At 71.7% G+C, this 20,115-nt stretch carries 20 protein-coding genes; 10 read left to right on the top strand and 10 right to left on the bottom strand.

Translation table 11 applies throughout. The features are described 5' to 3' along the window. Positions 1-85 precede the first annotated feature (85 nt). From AB0I91_RS01305 to AB0I91_RS01295, 3 genes are read right to left on the bottom strand one after another with little or no spacing between them, the layout of a single operon-like run. Entirely contained in the window at positions 86-736 is a 651-nt protein-coding gene (locus AB0I91_RS01305; RefSeq protein ID WP_498772221.1) for a response regulator, read from the bottom strand. Beyond that, positions 721-1,974, bottom strand: coding sequence for a hypothetical protein (locus tag AB0I91_RS01300; RefSeq protein ID WP_499611877.1), 1,254 nt, complete (start codon positions 1,972-1,974; stop codon positions 721-723). Before AB0I91_RS01300 ends, AB0I91_RS01305 begins: the two co-directional genes overlap by 16 nt. After that, positions 1,967-3,031, bottom strand: coding sequence for a sensor histidine kinase (locus AB0I91_RS01295; protein WP_498772224.1), 1,065 nt, complete (start codon positions 3,029-3,031; stop codon positions 1,967-1,969). Before AB0I91_RS01295 ends, AB0I91_RS01300 begins: the two co-directional genes overlap by 8 nt. A 150-nt stretch (positions 3,032-3,181) precedes the next feature. Between AB0I91_RS01295 and AB0I91_RS01290 the strand changes: the two genes are divergently transcribed. Next, the gene (locus AB0I91_RS01290) at positions 3,182-5,578 is read left to right on the top strand and encodes a GH92 family glycosyl hydrolase (protein WP_499634573.1); all 2,397 of its coding nucleotides are present in this window, start codon (positions 3,182-3,184) and stop codon (positions 5,576-5,578) included. Between the two features lie 373 nt (positions 5,579-5,951). On the opposite strand, the gene AB0I91_RS01285 is transcribed toward AB0I91_RS01290, so the two are convergent. Together AB0I91_RS01285 and AB0I91_RS01280 are read right to left on the bottom strand one after the other, a co-directional pair. Further along, on the bottom strand, positions 5,952-6,263 hold the full coding sequence (locus AB0I91_RS01285; RefSeq protein WP_498772228.1) for a hypothetical protein: 312 nt from the start codon (positions 6,261-6,263) through the stop codon (positions 5,952-5,954). A 42-nt stretch (positions 6,264-6,305) separates the two neighbouring features. After that, a complete protein-coding gene (locus AB0I91_RS01280) occupies positions 6,306-6,839 on the bottom strand; it encodes a hypothetical protein (protein ID WP_499619098.1) in 534 nt (177 codons plus the stop codon). A gap of 279 nt (positions 6,840-7,118) precedes the next feature. Here AB0I91_RS01280 and AB0I91_RS01275 point away from each other — a divergent pair, with 279 nt between their 5' ends. From AB0I91_RS01275 to AB0I91_RS01260, 4 genes are all read left to right on the top strand, one after another. After that, positions 7,119-7,733 carry a DUF1062 domain-containing protein gene (locus AB0I91_RS01275; protein WP_499634570.1) on the top strand — a complete coding sequence of 205 codons (615 nt, stop codon included), beginning with the start codon at positions 7,119-7,121 and terminating at the stop codon, positions 7,731-7,733. 157 nt (positions 7,734-7,890) lie between these two features. Next, positions 7,891-9,297 carry a serine hydrolase domain-containing protein gene (locus tag AB0I91_RS01270; protein ID WP_499634568.1) on the top strand — a complete coding sequence of 469 codons (1,407 nt, stop codon included), beginning with the start codon at positions 7,891-7,893 and terminating at the stop codon, positions 9,295-9,297. Between the two features lie 20 nt (positions 9,298-9,317). Continuing rightward, on the top strand, positions 9,318-10,277 hold the full coding sequence (locus AB0I91_RS01265; protein WP_499634565.1) for a sensor histidine kinase: 960 nt from the start codon (positions 9,318-9,320) through the stop codon (positions 10,275-10,277). Beyond that, entirely contained in the window at positions 10,274-10,930 is a 657-nt protein-coding gene (locus AB0I91_RS01260; RefSeq protein WP_499634563.1) for a response regulator, read from the top strand. The genes AB0I91_RS01265 and AB0I91_RS01260 overlap by 4 nt, the downstream gene beginning before the upstream one ends. Here AB0I91_RS01260 and AB0I91_RS01255 read toward each other — a convergent pair. Beyond that, positions 10,900-11,586: a MerR family transcriptional regulator gene (locus AB0I91_RS01255; protein ID WP_499634560.1), complete on the bottom strand. Its 687-nt coding sequence runs from the start codon at positions 11,584-11,586 to the stop codon at positions 10,900-10,902. The two genes, AB0I91_RS01260 and AB0I91_RS01255, sit on opposite strands and share 31 nt — an antisense overlap. Before the next feature lie 129 nt (positions 11,587-11,715). Between AB0I91_RS01255 and AB0I91_RS01250 the strand changes: the two genes are divergently transcribed. Together AB0I91_RS01250 and AB0I91_RS01245 are read left to right on the top strand one after the other, a co-directional pair. Then, positions 11,716-12,600: an ABC transporter ATP-binding protein gene (locus tag AB0I91_RS01250; RefSeq protein ID WP_498772242.1), complete on the top strand. Its 885-nt coding sequence runs from the start codon at positions 11,716-11,718 to the stop codon at positions 12,598-12,600. Then, positions 12,597-13,448 (top strand): ABC transporter permease, encoded by an 852-nt coding sequence (locus tag AB0I91_RS01245; RefSeq protein ID WP_498772244.1) that lies wholly within the window; start codon positions 12,597-12,599, stop codon positions 13,446-13,448. The genes AB0I91_RS01250 and AB0I91_RS01245 overlap by 4 nt, the downstream gene beginning before the upstream one ends. Positions 13,449-13,453: 5 nt before the next feature. Here AB0I91_RS01245 and AB0I91_RS01240 read toward each other — a convergent pair whose 3' ends face one another. Together AB0I91_RS01240 and AB0I91_RS01235 are read right to left on the bottom strand one after the other, a co-directional pair. After that, positions 13,454-14,398, bottom strand: coding sequence for a hypothetical protein (locus AB0I91_RS01240; RefSeq protein WP_499634557.1), 945 nt, complete (start codon positions 14,396-14,398; stop codon positions 13,454-13,456). 642 nt (positions 14,399-15,040) lie between these two features. After that, positions 15,041-15,676: a hypothetical protein gene (locus AB0I91_RS01235; protein ID WP_498772248.1), complete on the bottom strand. Its 636-nt coding sequence runs from the start codon at positions 15,674-15,676 to the stop codon at positions 15,041-15,043. Between the two features lie 17 nt (positions 15,677-15,693). Here AB0I91_RS01235 and AB0I91_RS01230 point away from each other — a divergent pair, with 17 nt between their 5' ends. The 3 genes from AB0I91_RS01230 to AB0I91_RS01220 all read left to right on the top strand — a co-directional run bounded on the left by AB0I91_RS01230 (position 15,694) and on the right by AB0I91_RS01220 (position 18,420). Further along, positions 15,694-15,852 carry a hypothetical protein gene (locus tag AB0I91_RS01230; RefSeq protein ID WP_498772250.1) on the top strand — a complete coding sequence of 53 codons (159 nt, stop codon included), beginning with the start codon at positions 15,694-15,696 and terminating at the stop codon, positions 15,850-15,852. Positions 15,853-16,031: 179 nt separating this feature from the next. Further along, positions 16,032-17,531: an amidase gene (locus AB0I91_RS01225; RefSeq protein ID WP_499634554.1), complete on the top strand. Its 1,500-nt coding sequence runs from the start codon at positions 16,032-16,034 to the stop codon at positions 17,529-17,531. Between the two features lie 34 nt (positions 17,532-17,565). Then, entirely contained in the window at positions 17,566-18,420 is an 855-nt protein-coding gene (locus tag AB0I91_RS01220; RefSeq protein WP_498772254.1) for an NAD(P)-dependent oxidoreductase, read from the top strand. A 190-nt stretch (positions 18,421-18,610) separates the two neighbouring features. On the opposite strand, the gene AB0I91_RS01215 is transcribed toward AB0I91_RS01220, so the two are convergent. Together AB0I91_RS01215 and AB0I91_RS01210 are read right to left on the bottom strand one after the other, a co-directional pair. Then, positions 18,611-19,432 (bottom strand): hypothetical protein, encoded by an 822-nt coding sequence (locus tag AB0I91_RS01215; RefSeq protein WP_498772256.1) that lies wholly within the window; start codon positions 19,430-19,432, stop codon positions 18,611-18,613. Next, positions 19,429-20,085, bottom strand: coding sequence for a hypothetical protein (locus AB0I91_RS01210; protein ID WP_498772258.1), 657 nt, complete (start codon positions 20,083-20,085; stop codon positions 19,429-19,431). Before AB0I91_RS01210 ends, AB0I91_RS01215 begins: the two co-directional genes overlap by 4 nt. Between the last annotated feature and the right edge of the window lie 30 nt (positions 20,086-20,115).

Below are 20,115 nucleotides of genomic sequence, written 5' to 3'. Positions count from 1 at the left end.
TGCCGGGACGACTACCGGCCGTGATCACGATCGGGTGATCTTGGTGGAGGGTGGCGTCGAGGGCGTCCGGCCCGCAGTCGGGGGATCAGAGGTCGTCCACGCCGATCAGCCCGTCCTGGATCGCCCGCGCCACCAGCGCGGCCTTCGTCGGCGCCTCCCGCCCGATCAGCGCGTACTTGACCCGGATCCGCTCCAGGTGCGAGTTCACCGTGCTCAGCGAGATGCCCAGCCGCTGCGCCACGAACTCCTTGGACTCCGACTGGAACCACTCGACCAGCACCTCGACCTCGCGCGCCGACAACGCGGGCCGGTGGTCGGACCGGTCGCCCGCCAACGCGCCCGCCAGCGACGGCGGCGTGTACGACCTGCCCTCCGCCGCCGCACGGGTCGCCTGCACGAGGTGCTCCGCGCCCTCCGCCTTGGTCAGGTAGCACAACGCGCCCAGCTCCAGGCACTGCAACGCGATGTCGTCGTCGGCGCGCATCGAGTAGACGACGACCCGCCGACCCGCCTCGACCAGCCGGCGCAGGTCGCCGAGCACCGGCGTCGGCCCGTTGAGGTGCAGGTCGAGGATCACCACGTCGGCGTCCGCGCCCTCGCCGAGCCACGCCGAGCGCACGTCGTCCCCGCTCGCGACGACCCGGATCGGCGGCGTGCCGCAGGACAGCCAGTAGGCGACGCCCGCGCGCACCGCCGGGTGGTCGTCCACCACCACCGCGCTCAGTTCGTCCGCCATCTGGCCTCCATCCGCGTGTGCCGACCGTACGTGCCGCTTTCGACCTCCACCGGACCCGTCGTGGTTCCCACCTCGACGTCCGCGTCGGAGACCACCGCCACCCGCACCTCGTCCCCGGTGCGCAGCAGGCTCACCCGAGCGCGCTCCCGGGCCGCCGACAACGCCTCCGCCAGCGGCCCGGTCAGCCGCCGCCGCACGTCGGTCGGCACCGGCACCGGCGCGCCGCTGACCGCGAGCGACACGGCCACCCCGCGCCGCTCGGCGACGTGCACGCACGCCGTGACCTCGTGCACCAGCGGATCGGGCACGTCGTCGTTCTCGGCGAACAACCGCCGCAACTGCGTGGCCGCGAGCGCGCACCGCCGCCGGGTCTCGTCGGCACGCGGGTCGAGCACCCCGTCGGCGAGGCCCGCGAGCAGCGGCAGGGTGGCGCCGAGCTGTCCGGCGAACCCGGCGCGCAGGTCCTGCTCCCACTGCTCGGCCAACGCCGCACGGGTCGCCGCGCGCTCCCGTTCGGCGGCGACCTGGGCGGCCTGGCGCGCGCTGCGCAGCAGGACCCGGGACATCACCACGACCCCGAGCTGGACGCTGGTCATGCTGAGCGTGACGACGCCCGCGTTGCCGATCTCGGCCCGGTCCGGCGCGCCGTCGACCAGCCACAGGGCGATGGTGAGCACGAGGAGCGCCGCCTGGGCGGCGAGGAGCGCGGGCACGCGGTCCAGCAGCAACAGCAGCAGGTGCCACCCGACCAGCCCGTAGGACCAGTCCGCGGGGCCGAAGTGGGCGTGCGGCGGCAAGGTCGCGGTCGCCACCGCGGCCGCGGCCACCACCGCCACCACCCCGACCGCCACCACCGGCGGCGGCAACGGCCTGCGCCGCACCACCCACACCGCGCACAGCAGGGTGACCAGGGCGGGGACGGCGAACGCGACCCGCTCGGCCGGCTCGTGCTCGTTGGCGAGGAACGGGGCGACGCTGAGGCCCGGCTGCAACACGGCGGTGACGCCGAGCAGGATCAGCCGCAGGGTCGCGAACACGTCGCGCTCGGCCTCACGGCCCACGTCGGGCGCGGTTTCGGGGCTCAGGTCGCGCCCGGCAGCGGGGCCCAGGGCGCGCCTGGGTTCGGGGCCCAGGTTGCGCCCGGTTTCGGGGTTCACGTTGCGCTCGGTTTCGCGGTCGTGCCGGTTCGTCAGGTCGGCGGGGTGGTTCCGGCGCACCAGTCCGGGGCGGTCAGCCACGTGGCCACTCCAGCCGCACGGTGGTCCGGCCCGGCCGCGACGTCACCTCGGCGGCGCCGCCCACCGCCGCCATCCGCTCGACGACCGACCCGCGGATGCCGCGCCGGTGCTCCGACACCGCCCCGACGTCGAACCCGCGCCCGGCATCCGTCACCCGCACCTCGACCCCACCGCCGTTCGCCGTCACGTGCACCTCGGCCGCACCCGTGCCCGCGTGCCGCTCCACGTTCGCCAACGCCTCCCGCACCGCCCGCACCAGCGCCAACGCCACCGAAGCCGGCACGAGCGCGCTGTCCCAGCGCGCGTCGATGGCCAACGGGCTGTGCTCCACGACCGCCCGCAACGACGAGCCGACGTCCACCGCGCTGTCCCGCGGCACGCCCGACGTGCCGGTCAGCAGGTCGAGGTCCCGCCGCGCGTACCCGGCGACCTCGGCCGGGTCGGCGTCCCGCCCGTTCACCGCCACCACCAGGAACGTCGCCGACGCCGTGTCGTGCAGCAACGCCAGGTACTCGCGCTCACGCTTGCGCCGCTCCAGCGCCACCGCCTCGGCCCGCTCCATCGCGGCCCGCCTGGTCCGCAGCTCGTCCACCCGCCGCGACGACCGGCGCAGCAGCTGGAACGCCACCCGCGCCAGCACGCACTCCAAGAGCACCCGCAGCACCGCCGCGCCGTCGAACCCCGCCGCGGCCACGTACACCGCCAGCAGCACGGCCGTGGTCGGCACAGTGACCCTCGGCCCCCACTGCCACTGCACCGTGATCGCGGTGATCGTGAGCATGTTGAACGTCCACTGGCCCGTGCCGCCGATCTGCCCGTGCGCCGCGCACAGCGCGAGCACCCGCACGACCGCGAGCGCGAACGACAGCCGCGTCGGCCCGAAGTCCGCCACCGCGCCGATCAGCACCAGGCCGAGCAGCCCCAGCCCCAGCGGCAGGGCGTCGGTCGGCACGGAGAGCACGCCGAACACGCTGATCAGCGTCACGCCGACACCGCGGACGGGCCCGGCGAACCGCGCGATGGCGGTCAGGAGTTCGGTCTCGACCTGCCCCGGCATGCCGCGACCCTAGCCGCACGGTCCAGGGTGGACGGCAGGTGACGTGCCGGTCGACGGCACGGAGCGCTCCCGTGACAACAGCGGACAGAAAGCGCGCCGGGTCTTCCGGTCGGCCCGCCGCATTGGGTAGACCCTGGAGGCAGTCGAGAGGTGGGGGACGCGGTGCGGGTGCTCACGGCAGGGTTGGCGATCGTGCTGGCGGCAGGTCTGGCGACGGCGGTGGAGGCGCCGGCCACGGCGTCACCGGCGGTCGACCACGTCGACCCGCTGATCGGGTCGGCGGGCGGCGGCAACACCTACCCCGGCGCGGTGCGGCCGTTCGGGATGATCTCGTGGAGCCCGACCAGCACCCGCGGCGACCAGACCAACACCGGCGCGGCCAACGGCTACGCCTACGACGCCACCAGGGTGCGCGGGTTCAGCCTCACCCACGTCAACGGCGCGGGCTGCCACCCCGGCGCGGCGGGCGACGTGCCGATCATGCCGTTCGTCGGCGAGGTCACCGGCTCGCCGACCGCCGACGTCCGCGACGAGGTCTACGCCGCCGACTTCTCCCACGCCGACGAGTCGGCCACGCCGGGCCGCTACGCGGTGAAGCTGGCCTCGGGCGCGTCGGCCGACCTGAGCGTGACCACGCGGGCGGGCGTCGGCGACTTCACGTTCCCGCGCGACCGGCCCGCCGCCCTGCTGTTCCGGGTCTCCAACTCGCTCAACGGCAGCGAGGACGCCGAGGTCGCCATCGACCCGGCCACCCGCACGGTGTCGGGGTCGGTGCTGACCGGGGCGTTCTGCGGTCGTCGGGCCAACGGCGGCGCGAACAACAAGAAGACCTACTACCGGCTGTACTTCACCGCGTCGTTCGACCGGGCGTTCGCGGGCACCGGCACGTGGGTCGACGGCGCGCTCCAGCCAGGCGCCACCACCGCGAGCGGCGGCGAGGGCTACGAGACCGGCGCGGCGCGGCAGGGGCGCGGGTCGGGCGGCTACGTCACCTTCGACACCTCCCGCGACGACGACGTGCGCGTCCGGGTCGGCATCTCGTACACCAGCGCGGAAGCCGCACGGCGCAACCTGGACCGCGAGATCCGGCCCCACGACAGCGTGGACGACGTGGCGGCCGACGCGCGGCGGGAGTGGGCGCGGCAACTGCGCGCCGTCGAGGTCTCCGGCGGTACGGACGCGCAGCGCACCACGTTCTACACCGCCCTCTACCACGCGTTCCTGCAACCGAACGTGACCAGCGACGTGGACGGCACGTACCTCGGCAGCGACCGGCGGGTCCACCGCCTGGAACGCGGCCAACGAGCCCAGTACGGCAACTTCTCCGGCTGGGACCAGTACCGCGCCCACACCCAGCTCCTGGCCCTGCTCGAACCGGGGGTCGCCTCCGACTACGCCCAGTCGCTGCTCAACCTGGCCCGCCAGAACGGCGGCGTGTGGGACCGCTGGGTGCACGTCAACGGGCCCACGCACGTGATGACCGGCGACCCGTCCGCGCCCGCGTTGGCCGGCATGCACGCGATGGGCGCGCGGGACTTCGACGTGCGGTCCGCGTTCGAGTCGCTGGTGCGCCAGGCCACCGTGCCGCACCCCGACGGCCTGTCCGACAAGGGGTGCCCCGGCCAGTGCGAGGGGCAGCGGCCCAACCTGGCCGAGTACCTGCGCCTGGGCTACGCGCCGCAGGACACGTGCCACTGCTGGGGCGGCGCGGCGGAGACGTTGGAGGACGCCACGGCCGACTTCGCGCTGGCCGACTGGGCGGGGCGGCTCGGGCGTGACGACGTGCGGGCCGCGTTGCTGCCGCGCGCGGGCTGGTGGCGCAACACGTTCAACCCCTCGGCCGGTGGCGTCGGCTACCAGCAGGCACGGCGGTCGGACGGCACGTGGGTGTCGCCGTTCAGCCCGTCGTCGGACCTCGGGTTCGCGCAGGGGACGAGCTCGACCTACACGTGGATGGTGCAGCACGACGTGTCCGGGCTCGCGGCGGCGATGGGCGGGCGTGAGCGGGCGGTCCAGCGGCTGGACGCGTTCTTCCACAAGCCGGACGGCTCGTGGGCGACCGGCGGCGACGGCCTGCGCTACGACCCGACCAACGAGCCCGGCATCCACACCCCGTGGCTCTACAACGGGTTGGGGCAGCCGTGGAAGACGCAGGAGACGGTGCGCGCCATGGCGTCCCTGGTGTACCGGACGGGTCCGAACGGGCTGCCGGGGAACGACGACCTCGGCACCATGTCGGCCTGGTACGTGTTCGCGGCGCTCGGCGTGTACCCGCAGACGCCGAGCCGGGCGGAGTTGCTGTTGTCCAGCCCGATGTTCGTGAAGGCGAAGATCAACCGGAACGGTGGGCCGACGCTCACCATCAGCGCGCCTGAGGCGTCGCCGTCGAACGTGTACGTGCGTGGTGCGACGTTGGACGGGCGGGTGCATGGGAGGTCTTGGCTGTCGGAGGACTTCGTGACGCGGGGCGGGGAGCTGGTCGTGGACGTGGCGGCGGAGCCCGATATGGCGTGGGGTGTCGAGGATTTGCCGGTCGACCGCGGTTGATCACGCTCGGGTTGGGATCGGTGGTCACGCTCGGGTTGGGGGCGGTGGTCAGGTGCAAGTCCGGGGTTGGTGGTGGCGGGCGGTCGGGTCCGGCTCGATTTGACATGGGGCCCTTACGGGCACTCCAGGCAGGCCAAAGCCGGCAGGCCCGGCGGGGAAAAGCGTCCCGCCAGGCCTGCCGGCTTCGACCAGCCTAAAGCACCCGAACCCATGTCAAATCGGGCCTCTGAGGGTGCGCTGCGGGTCCGTTGGGGGGCACGGGCCCGGACGCCTGCCTCGTCGGCCCCCAGCGGTGGAGTGATGGTGTGAACACACTGGTGGCCTGTTTGGGATCGGGGGTTCGAGGTGAGCAGCCGATGAGGCCGTGGCGGAGCTACAGCTTGCGGACGAGGTCGCGGTTTACCCAGCCGATGTCGTCGGCGGCGGCGGTGGTGGCGACTGCCAGGTATTCGCGGTTCTCGGTTTCGTTGTAGTAGGTCCAGTCGCAGTAGCCGCCGACCACGTCGCCTCGGTACTTGTACTTCAGCCGGGTGCTGGAGTTGGTCGGCAGTTCCCACACGGAGATTCTGTCGGCGGTTACCTGGTACTGGCAGCTGGCGACGGTCGCCGCGTGAGCGGTCGGTGCTGGGGCCAGGATGCCGATGGTGGCGATTGTCGCCAGTAGCGTGGTCGCAGTCTTATGCATGACAACGTTCCTTTCTGGTACGGGTCACCGGTCGGGAGGTGGTCAGCCACGTCGGGGGGCTGCCTCCGGGCCGTTCCACTTCACGTAGTTCGCGGTGCTGCTTGAGGGCGGGGTCGCGTTCGCCTGGCCGGAGGCGGCGAAGTGGTTGAGCCGCACGTGAGTGATCGTGAGCCCGCCGCCGACACCGCGGGTCTGCTGGTAGCGCTGGCCGACGACGTTCTTGAACGAGGTGATCTCCAGCGGGGGCAGTCCGTGCCACTTGCCGTCGCTGCGCCGGGTTCCGACGAAGAACACGACGGTCGCTCCGGGGGTGAGACGGCGGCCGTCGAGGTAGACGGTGTGGATGGCACGCACGTAGCCGCCGCACCGGTAGAGCTCCGAATTCACCCGCATGTAGTACGTGTAGTGGCCGATGACGTTGTGGTCCCAGTTCGTCTCGGCGACCGCGAACGGGGTGGGCGCGCATCGGTCGCCGGCCGCGGCCTGGGCACTTGCTCCCGTCGTGGTCAAGGCGAGCGCAGCCAGGATCGCGACCACCGCCCTCCGCATCGAGTGGGGTTTCGGTCGAATCTGCATCAGCGAGAGTCCTTTCCTCGTCGAGCGTGGCGCTCCCGGAAGAAGCGCCCACCGAGAGGGTGGCCTGGCATCGCCGCAGGTAGGGAGCGAGTCGCGCGCGAGTCGTGTCCGTCGCGCTCAGCGACTGGAGTTCCGCGTCTGCATCGGCGAGGTGACCACGGTGGGCGCGTTCGAAATTCGGTGGAGCGGGGCGTGGTGGGCCGTTAACGTGCGGCGGAGTCACGTTGTCGAGGTGAGGACACACCGTTGTACATCCTGTGAGAAGGACCCAGAGCTGACTTGTCGCGCGTTGCGCCGATGCGCTCGCGCTCCCTCTGCTGCTCTCACAGAACCGGTGTATTTGCTGTGTCCGAAAATTGGTTGGTTGTGCCTACCCGCCTGCCGCTCGTTCGCCGCCGTTGTCACGTGTGCGCGTCCGACCGCTTCCGGGCGAGTGGGAAGTTCCGGGTCAACGCGAACCACAAAGTCCTCGACGCCTGGCTCCTGCTGCTCTGCGCGGCGTGCGGGGACACCGTGAAGCTCACGGTCCTGGAGCGGGTCAACGTGCGGTCTGTTCGACCCGGGTTGTTGAACCGGTTGCACGACAACGATCTCGGCCTGGTCGCCGACCTGCTCCAGGACCCCGTGGTGCAGAGTCGCAATCGCGTCGCCCTCGACTGGGACGACGCCTGGCGGCTCGACACCGGCGGATCGGATCACCTGGACCACGAGGTGGTGGACGTGTCGGTCCGGTTCGTGGCGCGGATCCCCGTTCGGCCGGTGCGCCTGATCGCTGAGGGTTTCGGTCTTCGGCGGGGTGAGGTCGAGAGGCTGATCGCCCAGGGGAAGGTCGTGTCGGCGGTTCGGTTGAGTGGCAAGCTCTCCGGCGACTTCACCTTTACCTTCAAGCGCTGAGCACTTCGGGACCAGGGCGCTGAGACCGTCGGGATCGGGGACTGCCCGGGTTGTTGACGGGGATGACACCTCGGTGCCGGTCTATGACTTTCGTCAGGGGTGGGTCCGGCCTGCGGGCTGATGTCCGGGTAGGGCGGCGATTTCTACGGTTCTCGGCATGAAGGCGATGTTGATCCTGATCGCGGTCGCGGCGGGGGCGTTCCTGAGCCCCGCCGCGCACGCCGCACCGACGTCCATCGACGACTACCTGGCGCAGGTCATGCACGACACCGGTTTGCCGGGGATGTCGGTGGTGGTGACCCAGGGCGACCGCGTCGTGCACGCCGCCGGGTACGGCGAGGACTCCGAGGGCGCACCCGTCACGGCGGACACGCCGATGCGGATCGCGTCGGTCAGCAAGTCGTTCACCGCGATGGCCGTCATGACGCTGGTGGAGGACGGCCGGATCGCGCTGGACGACCCGGTGGCCGACCAGGTGCCCGGCTTCACGATGGCGGATCCGAGGTTCGCCGACGTGACCGTCCGGCAGTTGGTGAACCAGACCTCGGGGTTCTCCGACACCACGATCGACGTGACCGCGTTGGAAACCGCCACCTCGCTGGGTGACTACACGGCGAAGCTGTCCTCCGGTTCGTTGGCGGCGGACCCGGGCACGCACTACGAGTACTGCAACGTGAACTACGACCTGGCCGCTCGGGTGGTGGAGGTGGCGAGTGGCCGGTCGTTCGACGACTACCTGAAGGAGCGCGTGTTCGGGCCGCTCGGCATGTCGCGCAGCACGGTGTCGACGGACGTCATCCGACCCGCCGACGGGTACAACTCGGTGTTCGGCGCGTGGCTGAGCAGGCCCGAGCTGCCGGGGTTCCACAGCGGCGGTGGCGGGGTCGTCACCACGGCGGCCGACATGGGCAAGTGGCTGATCAGCCAGAACGGCATCGGCACGCAGCTCGTGTCGGCCGAGGGACTGCGCGTGATGCACACGTCGTCCACTGTGGACGACTATGCCATGGGGTGGATTCCCGATCAGGGGCCGGACGGGGTGGAGCAGCTCGTGCACCCCGGGAACCTGTTCACGTACTCGGCCGTGCAGGCGATCGTGCCTGCCACGGGGCACGGGTTCGCGGTGCTGGTCAACAGCGCGTCGCTGCACGACGACACCTACGACATCCTCAACGGGCTGATCGCGTTGAGCCAAGGCCGTGATCCGGCGCCCGCGGGCGCCGGTCGGCAGTCGTTCGAGCTGGTGCTGGGCCTGATCGCGTTGGCGGCCATCGGTCTCGGGGTGCTGGGTGTCCGGCGGTCGGCGCGCTGGGCACGACGGCGCGCGGGTTCGCCGGTGTGGTCGGTGGCGTTGCGCTTCGTGCCGCTGCTCGTGCCGGTCGGCCTGCCGGCGGCCTATCCGGACCTCACCTCGATCCTGGTCAACGGGCGCACGGTCACGTGGGCGCAGCTGACCTACTTCGCCCTGCCGTTGACCATCACGGTGGTCGTCGCGGCCCTGGCCGGCGTGGCGACGGCGACGGCCCGGCTGCTCCGCCTGCGTGCGACGGTCCACACCGGATGACGCTCGGTAGGGTCCGCACCATGCGGAACGGCGTGGTCCTCGCGGCGCTCGCGCTCGTGGGGCTGGTCAACGGGCTGGCCACGGACGCGTTGCCGGTGTGGCGGCAGTTGCTCTACCCGGCGCTGGCCGTGCTGGTCTACCTGCACGGCCGGCACCTGCCGGTGCGCCGGGGCGAACTGGTCGTCGGCGCGGTGGCGGCGGTCGGGCTGGTGATCGCGGTGGTGCGGGTCTGGGAAGGTGTCGGCGCGCTGGCGAGCCTGGGCCTGTTCGTGGTGCTGCCGTGGCTCGCCGGCCGGTTCCGGCGGCAGCAGGCCGAGCTGATCGCGGTGGGACGGGAGCGGATCGTGCAGCTGGAACGGGCGCAGGAACTCGTCGCCGAACGCGCCCGGTTGCGGGAGCGGGCCCGGATCGCGGCCGACATGCACGACTCGCTCGGCCACGAGCTGACGTTGATCGCGCTGCGCGCCGGCGCGTTGGAGCTGACCGGCGACACCGAGTCCGCCCGCCGGGCCGCCGCCGGCCTGCGCGAGTCCGCGGTGACGGCCACCGACCGCCTGCGGCGCACCGTCGGCGTGCTGCGGGAGGGCGCCGCCCCGGTCGAGCCGCCGGACGAGACCGTGGAGGCGCTGGTGGACCGGGCCGCCGTCGCCGGCCTGCCGGTGGTCCTGACCCGGACCGGCGACACCACCCCGCTGCCGCCGCTGCTGGACCGCGCCGTGCACCGGGTGGTGCAGGAGGGGCTGACCAACGCCGCCCGGCACGCACCCGGCGCGCCCGTCGCGGTGGAACTGACGACGACCGACGAAGTGCTGGTCACCGTGGCCAACCCGGTCGACCGGACACCCGTCGGCGACGGCGGCGGCAGCGGCTTGGCCGGCCTGGCCGAGCGGGTCCGGTTGGTCGGTGGCACGCTGCGGTCGGGTGTGGTCGACGGCCGGTTCACGGTGACCGCCCGACTGCCGCGGGGAGGTGGGGCGTGATCCGCGTGCTGCTCGCCGACGACGAGGCGATGGTCCGCGCCGGCGTGCGGGCCATCCTCGACACCGACCCGGGCATCGAAGTGGTCGCCGAGGCCGTCGACGGGCGTGAGGCGGTCGAACTGACGCGAGCGCACCAGCCCGACGTCGTCCTGCTCGACATCCGGATGCCCCGCCTGGACGGCCTGGCCGCCGCCGCGGAACTGCGCCAGGCCATGCCGGAGGTCGCGGTGGTCATGCTGACGACGTTCGACGAGGACGAGTACGTCGCGCGGGCGCTGGGCGAAGGGGCCAACGGCTTCCTGCTCAAAGCCGCCGACCCGAGGGAACTGCTGATCGGCGTGCGCGCGGCGGCCGAGGGCGCCGCCTACCTCTCACCCCGCATCGCCCACCGCGTGGTCGCCGACCTGCGCGGCGGCCGCCTCACCCGCTACGACCAGGCCCGCAAGCGGGTCGACGCGCTGACCGGACGTGAGCGCGAGGTGTTGGCGCTGGTGGGGGAGGGCCTGTCCAACCAGGACATCGCCCGGTGCCTGACCGTCGCCGAGGGCACGGTGAAGGCGCACGTCAGCGCGATCCTGCAACGCCTCGAAGTGACCAACCGGGTCCAGGCCGCGATCCTCGCCTACGAGGCGGGGCTGACCACCGCCAGGTAGCCGTGCAGCGCGGCGGCGGCTTCGAGCATCGACCGGGCCCGCCGGCCGATCTCGGCCTCCCGGTCGGTGATCGCGGCGCGCAACGCGTCCGCGCCGCCCGAGCTGCGGAACTCGTCCATGATCGGCTTGATCGTCGGCAGCGGGTAGCGGCTCTGCCGCAGCGTGGCCACCAGGCGGGCGTCGCGGACGTCCGTCGGGCCGAACCGCCGGTGCCCGTCGGTGTCCCGCCCCGGCAGCAGCAGGCCCGCCGCCTCCCACACCCGCAACGCCGACGGCCGCACGCCGAGCCGTGCGGCCAACTCACCCACCCGCAACCCGGTCCGCGGCACGGTGTCCGGCGGGTGCCCGGCCACCGCCTCCAACGCCTCCGCCGTCGCCCGCAACGCCAGCCGCTGCCCGTGCGCCGCCGCGTGCTCGGCGTCCACCCGGACCAGCGCCTGGTCGGGCGCGCCGGCGTGGATCGAGCGCATGATGGCCTTGGCGGCGTCCCACCCGTACCCGCGACCCAGCGCCCGGTACGTCGTCAACGCCTGCCGGTGCCGCTCGTCGAACACCCGGTACCCCGCCGGTGAGCGTTCGGCCGGCGGCAGCACCCCGGCGTCGAGGTAGTTGCGCACCTGCTGGGCCGAGATGCCCGCGACACGGGCCAGATCCACCGGGCGAAGACCCACGGCAAGCACCCCACACGCGTTCAGGTTCAACGGGAATTTGAAGGTTGTCCGATGCCTTCCTCGCACAAGTCGCAGAAAGTCTCAACAGGGTACTTCAACGATACGGTTTAACACATGAAAACCAACGACAACCAGCGGGAACCGTCGGTTGTGCAGACGCGGGACCTGCGCATGCGGTACGGGTCCACCGACGTGCTGAAGGGCGTCGACCTGACCGTCGGACCGGGCGAGGTGGTGGCGCTGCTCGGACCCAACGGCGCGGGCAAGACCACCACCATCGAGATCCTGGAGGGCTTCCGCAAGCGGTCCGCCGGCGAGGTCCGGGTGCTCGGCGTCGACCCCGACGACGGCGACGAGACGTGGCGCGCCCGGCTCGGCGTGGTCCTGCAGTCGTGGCGCGACCACGGCCGGTGGCGGGTGCGCGAGCTGCTGTCCTACCTGAGCCTGTGCTACGAGCCGTACCGCGGGCGGGCGTTCGACCTCGACGACCTGATCGCGTCGGTCGGCCTGACCGACCACGCCGACAAGAGGATCGGCACCCTGTCCGGCGGGCAGCGGCGGCGCCTGGACGTCGCCGTCGGCCTGGTCGGACAGCCCGACCTGCTGTTCCTCGACGAGCCGACGGTCGGCTTCGACCCCGAGGCCCGGCGCGAGTTCCACGAGCTGGTGCGCGGCCTGTCCGGCACCACAATCCTGCTCACCACCCACGACCTCGCCGAGGCGGAGAAGCTGGCCGACCGCATCGTGATCCTGGTGGCCGGCCGGGTGGTCGCCGACGGCACGGCGGCGGAACTGGCCGCCCGGATCGCCGGCGTGGCCGAGGTGCGGTACCGGCTGGGCGGTGAGGAGCACGTGCTGTCCGTGGCCGACTCCACCGGCTACGTGCGGGAGCTGTTCGCCGAGCACGGCAAGGCGGTGGACGACCTCGAAGTGCGGCGCGCGAGCCTGGAGGACGTGTACCTGGCGCTGGTGCGCGAGTCCGAGCTGGTGACCGCGTGAACGCCCGGGTGGTGGCCGTGCGCGCGGGGGTGCGGCGCGGTCGGATCGAGTTCGGCCACACCATGGGCAACGCGGGCGAGCTGATGGGCTGGCTGTGGCTGCCGGTGGTGGCGCTGGTCGTGATGTACGCGTTCGGCGACGGCGCCGTGCCCGGCCTGGACTTCCCGCTCGGTGCGCAGGCCGTGCCGGGGATCCTCGCGATGAGCGCCGTGTTCTCCGGCCTGATGGGGTTGGCGATGACCCTCACCATGGACCGCGAGGACGGCACGTTGCTGCGGGCGAAGGCGACGCCGAACGGCGTGCTCGCCTACGTCATCGGCAAGGTGCTGGGCAAGGCGGCGATGACGGTCGCGGTGCTCGTGCTCATCCTCGTGCCCGCGATGCTGCTGTTCGACGGCCTGCGACCGGGTCGCGTGTCGACGTGGGTCACCTTGGTGTGGGTGCTCGGGCTCGGCCTGCTCGCCGTCCTGCCGATCGGGGCGATCGTGGGCGCGGTGTTCGGCAACACCCAGAGCCTCGGCTTCGTCACCTTGCTGATCATGGGTCTGGTGGTGGTGTCGGGCGTGTTCTACCCGATCACCGCCCTGCCGGGGTGGGCCCAGTGGATCGGCCAGGCGTTCCCGCTCTACTGGCTGGGGCTCGGCCTGCGGTCCGCCCTGCTGCCGGACGCGGTCGCCGCCGCCGAGATCGGCGGCTCGTGGCGGCAACTCGAGACCGTGATCGCACTCGGCGCGTGGGCCGTCGTGGGCCTGGCCCTCGCGTCCGTCGTCCTGCGCCGCATGGCCCGGCGTGAGTCGGGCTCGTCCGTCGCGGCCCGCCGGGAACAGGTCGCCCAGCGGTTCGACTGACCGGCTCAGCCGAACAACGTCGGCAGCTCGCCGCGCTGCAACGCCTGGAGCACCCGACCGATCCGCGCGCCCGGCGCGGTCGGCGCGAGCACCCGCACGACACCGGTCTGGTCGGCGGGCTGCTCGGCCGTCGCGCCGGGCAGCACCTCCGCCCAGGGCGAGGACTCGAGGTTCGTCCGCACGAGGTCCTTGAGCGCGTTGGGATTCTCGTCGGGCACGCACACGACCTCGGTGCTCTCGCCCGCCGGCGTCGTCCGCACCCCCGCCGCCACCGGCAACCCGTTCTTCGGCTTGCTGATCAGCGCCGCGGAGATCTCACCCAGGCACCGCGCCAACTCGCCGATCATGGGGTCGTCGGCCAACGACTGGTCCCCCGGCGGCTCGGTGACCCACTTCAGCGACTCACCGGCAGGCGAGTGCACCACCGAACCCGCCTCCACCCGCACCTGCTGGAACCCGGTCACGATCCCGGCCTCCGCCAACGGCCCGTCCGGGTCGATCTCGTTGTCCTCACCGGTCGTCCAGACGCCCGAACCACCACGTCGCCCACCCAACCCCGCGAGCTTGGCGTCCACCCCCGGCACGTCCACGTCCATGCGCAGCACCGCCGCCCACTTCGGCGGCTGCCCCACCCGCAACGCCGTGCTGGCCTTGGCGGGGTCGAACCCGACCAGCTCGGGCAGCACCCGGCTGTGCCCGGCCAGGTCGGAGTACCCGTAGCCCTGCAACTCCCGGAACCGCTGGGGGTCCTGGTCGACCAACGCCCGCACCGCCGCCACGTCCCCGTACTCGACCAGCACGGACGACTCGGCAGTGGCCCGCACCCCAGCCAGCGCGCCCAGCAACCCGGTCTCGGGCGTCACCTGCGGCACCTCTGCCTCCGCAGCGCACCCGACCACCAAGGCCCCCGCCAACGCCACGCCCAACGCCACGCTCGAACGCTTGTCCACCGACCGAATGCTAGATCCGAACCTCCTTCCGCACTCCTGTTTTAAGCGAAGGCAACCAGCCACAGCCCGCTACCAGTCCAGTCCAGCCATCAACCATGACACCAACGCCAGCACCAACCCCACCGCCTGCACGCGTCCCGCGCCACCCACCACTCCACTCCACCACTCCATCCCACGACGCACCGAGACCCTGCCCATGCCCCACCACCTCTCCACCCCACCACCGAACCGCTTCCACCCAGCCCTGTTCGCCGCCGGGCCGGCCGTTTTATCCGGCTAACGTGAGAAATGCGATTGGGGTTGTCACAGGTTGCACTCTTCGCCCAGTCGAGTGAGCCGCAAGCACGGAAACCACCACCAACGCCCTAACCAACAGCCCCACAACGGACCCGCAGCGCCCCCGCAGAGGCCCGATTTGACATGGGTTCGGGTGCTTTAGGCTGGTCGAAGCCGGCAGGCCTGGCGGGACGCTTTTCCCCGCCGGGCCTGCCGGCTTTGGCCTGCCTGGAGTGCCCGTAAGGGCCCCATGTCAAATCGAGCCGGACCCGAGCGTGACCATCGAACCCAAACCCCGCCCAAAACCCGCCGAGCCCTGCCCCCTGACCCCCAACCCCTCGAACCCCCACCCCTTCAACCCCCAAGTCACTCCCGAGGTATCTCCACCCCGATTTCCTCCCCCAACCGCGCCCCACCCACCAAGTCCAGCTCATCACCGCTCCAAAACCGCCCCGGGTCGTACCAATTGACCCGACGCCCGCTCGGCAGCAGCCCCATCTCCTCGTAAGTCACCGCCACCACCTCCGCGCAGTACGCCGTCTCCAACGTCGTGTCCGAAGACTTGCGCAAGTTCGGCAACCGCCCGCGCAACCACCGACTGGCCATCCTCGCCGTGGACGGGAACGGGGTCCCGTTGAGCCGTGCCACCGTCTTCAGCACCGCGTCGTCCTCCTCCCGGGTCGTCGGCCGGTCGAGTTGCCGCAGCCACGCCCGCTGCCCGTACTTGCGCGCCCACACCAGCACGGCGTCACGCAAGTCGTGCAACTGCACGCCCCGGTGGTGCGTGCCGGTCCACACGTCCGGCAGGGAGCGGCCCATTTCGGCGTGCCACATCAACGGCGGCAGGTCCTCGACGGCCACGGTCATGCCGACGTGGTTCACCGGGCTGTTCGTGGTCACCCGGATCGCCCGGTCGGCCACCGAGCTGCCGCGGAACAACCAGACGTCCCCGGTACGGGTGAGCTCGACCGCCTCGTCCAGACCGATCTTCGTTCCAGCCATCCCGGTAGCCTAGGCAGATGCGCTGGTGGAAGCTGCTCGGACTGGCCGGTGTCGCGGGTGTCGCGGCGACCGGGGTGGTGATCGCACGCGCGGAACGCAAGCGTCGCGCCTACACGCCCGACGAGATCCGCGAACGGCTGCACGCACGCGTCAACCAGGGGGAAGCGCCCAAATAGCCGGCGCCAGCCGAACCAGCGCCGACTGAGGAACCTGCGCCGATCAAGAACCTGCGCCGACCGAGTCCCGACCGAGTCCCGACCGAGTCCCGACCGGGTCCCGACCGAGCCCCAAGATCCCGAAGCCCCCGACCAATGGCGGGTTGACCGGGAACGGTCCCCACGACTGGGGTACCAGCATGCGATCCCTGTTCGCGGCCCTGCTGTGCGTGCTCGTCGTCGCGCCACCGGCCCACGCCCGCACCCGCCCGGTCGAGGACCTGGACGCGGCCACCGTCCCGCACCTGAACCGCCGAATGGACGCGGGCACCCTCACCTCGGTCGACCTCACCCGCGCCTACCTGCGCCGCATCGAGACCATCGACCGCAAGGTCCGCTCGGTCGTCGCGGTGAACCCCGAAGCGCTCGCCCAAGCCGCGGAGAGCGACCGGCGACGTCGGCTGGGGCAGGTGAGAGGCCCGATGGACGGCATCCCGGTGCTCCTCAAGGACAACATCGACACCAGGACCATGGGCAGCACGGCCGGTTCACGTGCCCTGCGCGTGCCGCCCCGGGACGACGCCGAGCTGGTGCGACGCCTGCGTGACGCGGGCGCGGTGGTCCTGGGCAAGACGAACCTGTCCGAGTGGGCGAACTTCCGCTCCACGTCGTCCACTTCCGGGTGGTCCGCGATCGGCGGGCAGACCAACAACCCGCACGTCCTCGACCGCAACCCGTGCGGCTCGTCGTCCGGCTCGGGCGCGGCGGTGGCGGCGTCGTTGGCGCAGGTCGCGGTGGGCACGGAGACCGACGGCTCGATCGTGTGCCCGGCCGGGCAGAACGGCGTGGTCGGCCTCAAGCCCACGCTCGGCCGGATCAGCGGCGACGGCATCGTGCCCATCTCGTCGCGCCAGGACACGGCCGGTCCGATGGCGCGGCACGTGGTGGACGCCGCGATCCTGATGTCCGTGCTGGAGGGCGAGGGCGTCGACTACGCGTCGGACCTCGGCGCGGCGACGTTGGACGGCAAGCGGGTCGGCGTGTGGCGCAAGGCCGGGCGCAACGCCGAGGCGGACCGGGTCGTGCAGTCGGCGGTGGACGTGCTGCGGCGCTCCGGCGCGGTGGTGGTCGAGGTGGAGTTGCCGTACCAGCAGGAGGTCGAGGCCGCCGAGTTCCCGGCGCTGATCACGGAGTTCAAGCACGACCTGGAGCGGTACCTGAAGACGCGGCCGGGCGTGCCGAGGACGTTGACCGAGCTGATCGCGTTCAACGAGGCCGACCCGGTGGAGCTGGACAAGTTCGGGCAGGAGTTGTTCGTCGAGGCGGCGAAGGCCCGGCCGGTCACCGATCCGACGTACGTCGAGCAGCGCCGGACCGCGACCGCGCTCGCCCGCCGTTCGATCGACGAGGTGCTGGCCGCGCACCGGCTGGACGTGATCGTGGCGCCGACGAACGGGCCGGCGTGGCGGACCGAGTACGGCGACGGTGACGCCTTCGAGCTGGGGTCGTCGACGCCGGCGGCCGTGTCCGGGTACCCGAACGCTTCCGTGCCGGCGGGCTTCGCCGGGCCGTTGCCGATCGGTGTGTCGTTCATGGCGGGCCACCGGGAGGACGCGACCGTGCTGCGGTTCGCCGCCGCGTTCGAACGGGCGGCGCACGCCCGCCGGGCGCCCGGCTACCTGGCCTCGTCGCCTTCGTGATGCGGTCCACCGTCCTTGGTGGAATGTTGGGTCCATGCGCGCGGTGGTGTTGGGAACGGGTCTGATGGGCGCCGGGATGGCGCGGAGCCTGCTGCGGTCCAAGATGGACGTCGTGGTGTGGAACCGCAGCGTGGCCAAGGCGCGCCCGCTGGCCGACGAAGGCGCGTTGGTCGCCGACGACCCGAAGAGCGCGGTCGTCGGCGCGGACGTCGTGCTCACGATGCTGTTCGACGCCGACGCGACCGCCGGGGTGATGGCCGAGGCGTTGCCGTCGGTCGAGCCCGGTGCGGTGTGGGTGCAGTGCGGCACGGTCGGCTTGGACGGTGTCGACCACTTGGCGGAACTGGCCACGACGTACGGCGTGCCGTTCGTGGACGCGCCGGTGCTCGGCACGCGCGCACCGGCCGAACAGGGGAAGCTGACCGTCCTGGCGGCCGGGCCGGTGGAGGTGCGGGAGTTCCTCGCGCCGGTGTTCGACGCCATCGCGCTGCGCACGGTGTGGGCGGGTGAACGGCCCGGGGACGGGCAGCGGCTCAAGCTGGCGGCCAACTCGTGGGTGCTGTCGATCACGGCCGCGACCGCGCAGGCGGTGGCTCTGACGCGGGGGTTGGGGTTGGACCCCGACGCGTTCTTGGAGGTGATCGCCGGTGGTCCGGTCGACAGCACTTATGCGCAGGTCAAGGGACGGGCGATGATCGACGGCGAGTTCACCGCGTCGTTCGGGGTTGACGGCGCGGTGAAGGACAGCGAGCTGATCGTGGCGGCGATGGCGGTGGCCGGGACGGATGATCGGTTGATGCGGGTGTTGCACGAGCACTACCGGGTGGCGGCGGGGCGGGTCGGGGAAGGGGCGGACATGGCGGCGGTGGTGGCGGCGTTCGGGTCTTGAGGTCGTCGCAGCGGATCTTGCCCGTCGAAACCCCGCCCTTGCCCGTCGAAACCCCGCTCTGCCCGTCGGAACCCCGCCGAGGCCCTTGACCGCGTGGACGCGGCCCTTGACCGCGTGGACGTGGCCCGGGAAGAAGTGCCTGGAAGAAGTGCACTGCCGACCACCGGCCTCCCACCCCGGGCCCGTAGCGTCAGGTGTCCTCCCAGACGGGGGTTCGGGTGATCATCCGTCCCAGGTTGGGGTCCGCGTAGCACTCGACGGTCCCCTCGGCGACCTTCGGCGACCGGATGTCCCTGTCGAAGAACTCAGCCCGCGCGCTGTCGCCTGGCTGAATCTGCTGGGTGACCGGCTCGCTGTTCATGCCGCCGACGATGACCCCGTCGGCGTTCCGCACCACCGCGGTCAGTTTCGGCCGCAGCGGGACGTCGTAGGTGTTGGTCACCTCGGCCGCGACCGTCTCGTTCCTGCCATTCGAGCCGACGACGACCGGGTCGCCCGTCGCCAACTCGGCGTAGGGAGCGGGTGGTTTCCGGTAGCGCTCGCCGTCCGGGGTGTCCAGCGCGGTGATCAGGGTGATCTTGACGTTCATGCCGGCGATGGTCGGGCGGTCGCCACCGGGGGCGGGGCCGGCGTAGCTCTCGCTGTGGCCGGCGCCCATCCTCCGGCCGGGTAGCACGACGCTGAACTCGTTGCCCGAGCTGGGCACGTCCGGGAGGGGCTTGCCTGCTTCGTCGGTGAACTCCACGGCGACCCGGACGGTGAGGGCCACCTCGTCGGAGACGTTCTCGATGACGTACCCGTAGCTCAGGTAGTCGCTCTCGACGCCGGGTTTTTCGACCTTGTAGGTGACGAACCCCTTGTCGACGACCTTGATCACCTCGTCGGCACTGGCGATGGTCTTCGGTTCGCCGGTATCGCCCTCGGCTGATGACGACCCGTCCCCGCCGCCGCACGCGGTCGTCAGGGCCAGTGCGGCGCACGCGAGCGCGACGAGCTTGCCGATGGTGGTCATCCCAGGTCCTCGAAAACGGGGTCAGTGGTGACGATCCACCCCATGACCGGATCCACGGAGAACTCGGTGGTCCCCGAGGTCAGCCTCGGCAGGTGGACCTGCCCGCTGAGGGTGGCCTGCGCGCGGGCACCCGGCTGGATCTTCTCCTCCATGGCGTTGTTGCCCAGACCGCCCACGATGACGCCGTTGGCGTCCCGCCTCACCGCGGTCACCTTCGGTTTCAACGGGACGCCGTAGGTGTTGGTCACGTCGACCGTGACCACCTCGTTGTCGTCGTTCTGGCCGGTGAGGGTCTCGACCGGGTTGCTCGCCCGCAGCTCCTGGTAGGGGGAGGGCGGGTCCCGGTGGCGCTTGCCGTCCGGGGTGTCCAGCGACCCGATCATCGTGACCTTGACCTCCATGTCGGCCACGACCGGGCCGTCGTACATGCTGTTGCCGCCCACGCCCATCTTCTGGCCGGGTAGTACCACGGTGAAGGAGCCGGCTTCTTCGGTGCCCGGGACGGGCTGTCCTGCTCCGTCGGTGAAGTCCGCCTCGACCGAGACGCTGAGGGCCACCTCGTCGGAGACGTTCTCGATGACGAACCCCCAGCTCAGGTAGTCCTGCTTGACGGACTTCCCGACGCTGTAGGTGACGAACCCCAGGTCGACCACCTTGATCACCTCGTCGGCACTGTCGATCTT

The sequence above is a fragment of the Actinosynnema sp. NPDC049800 genome (genome assembly GCF_040656635.1).
Lineage (GTDB): Bacteria > Actinomycetota > Actinomycetes > Mycobacteriales > Pseudonocardiaceae > Actinosynnema.
This window is presented reverse-complemented; position numbering and strand designations above follow the sequence as displayed.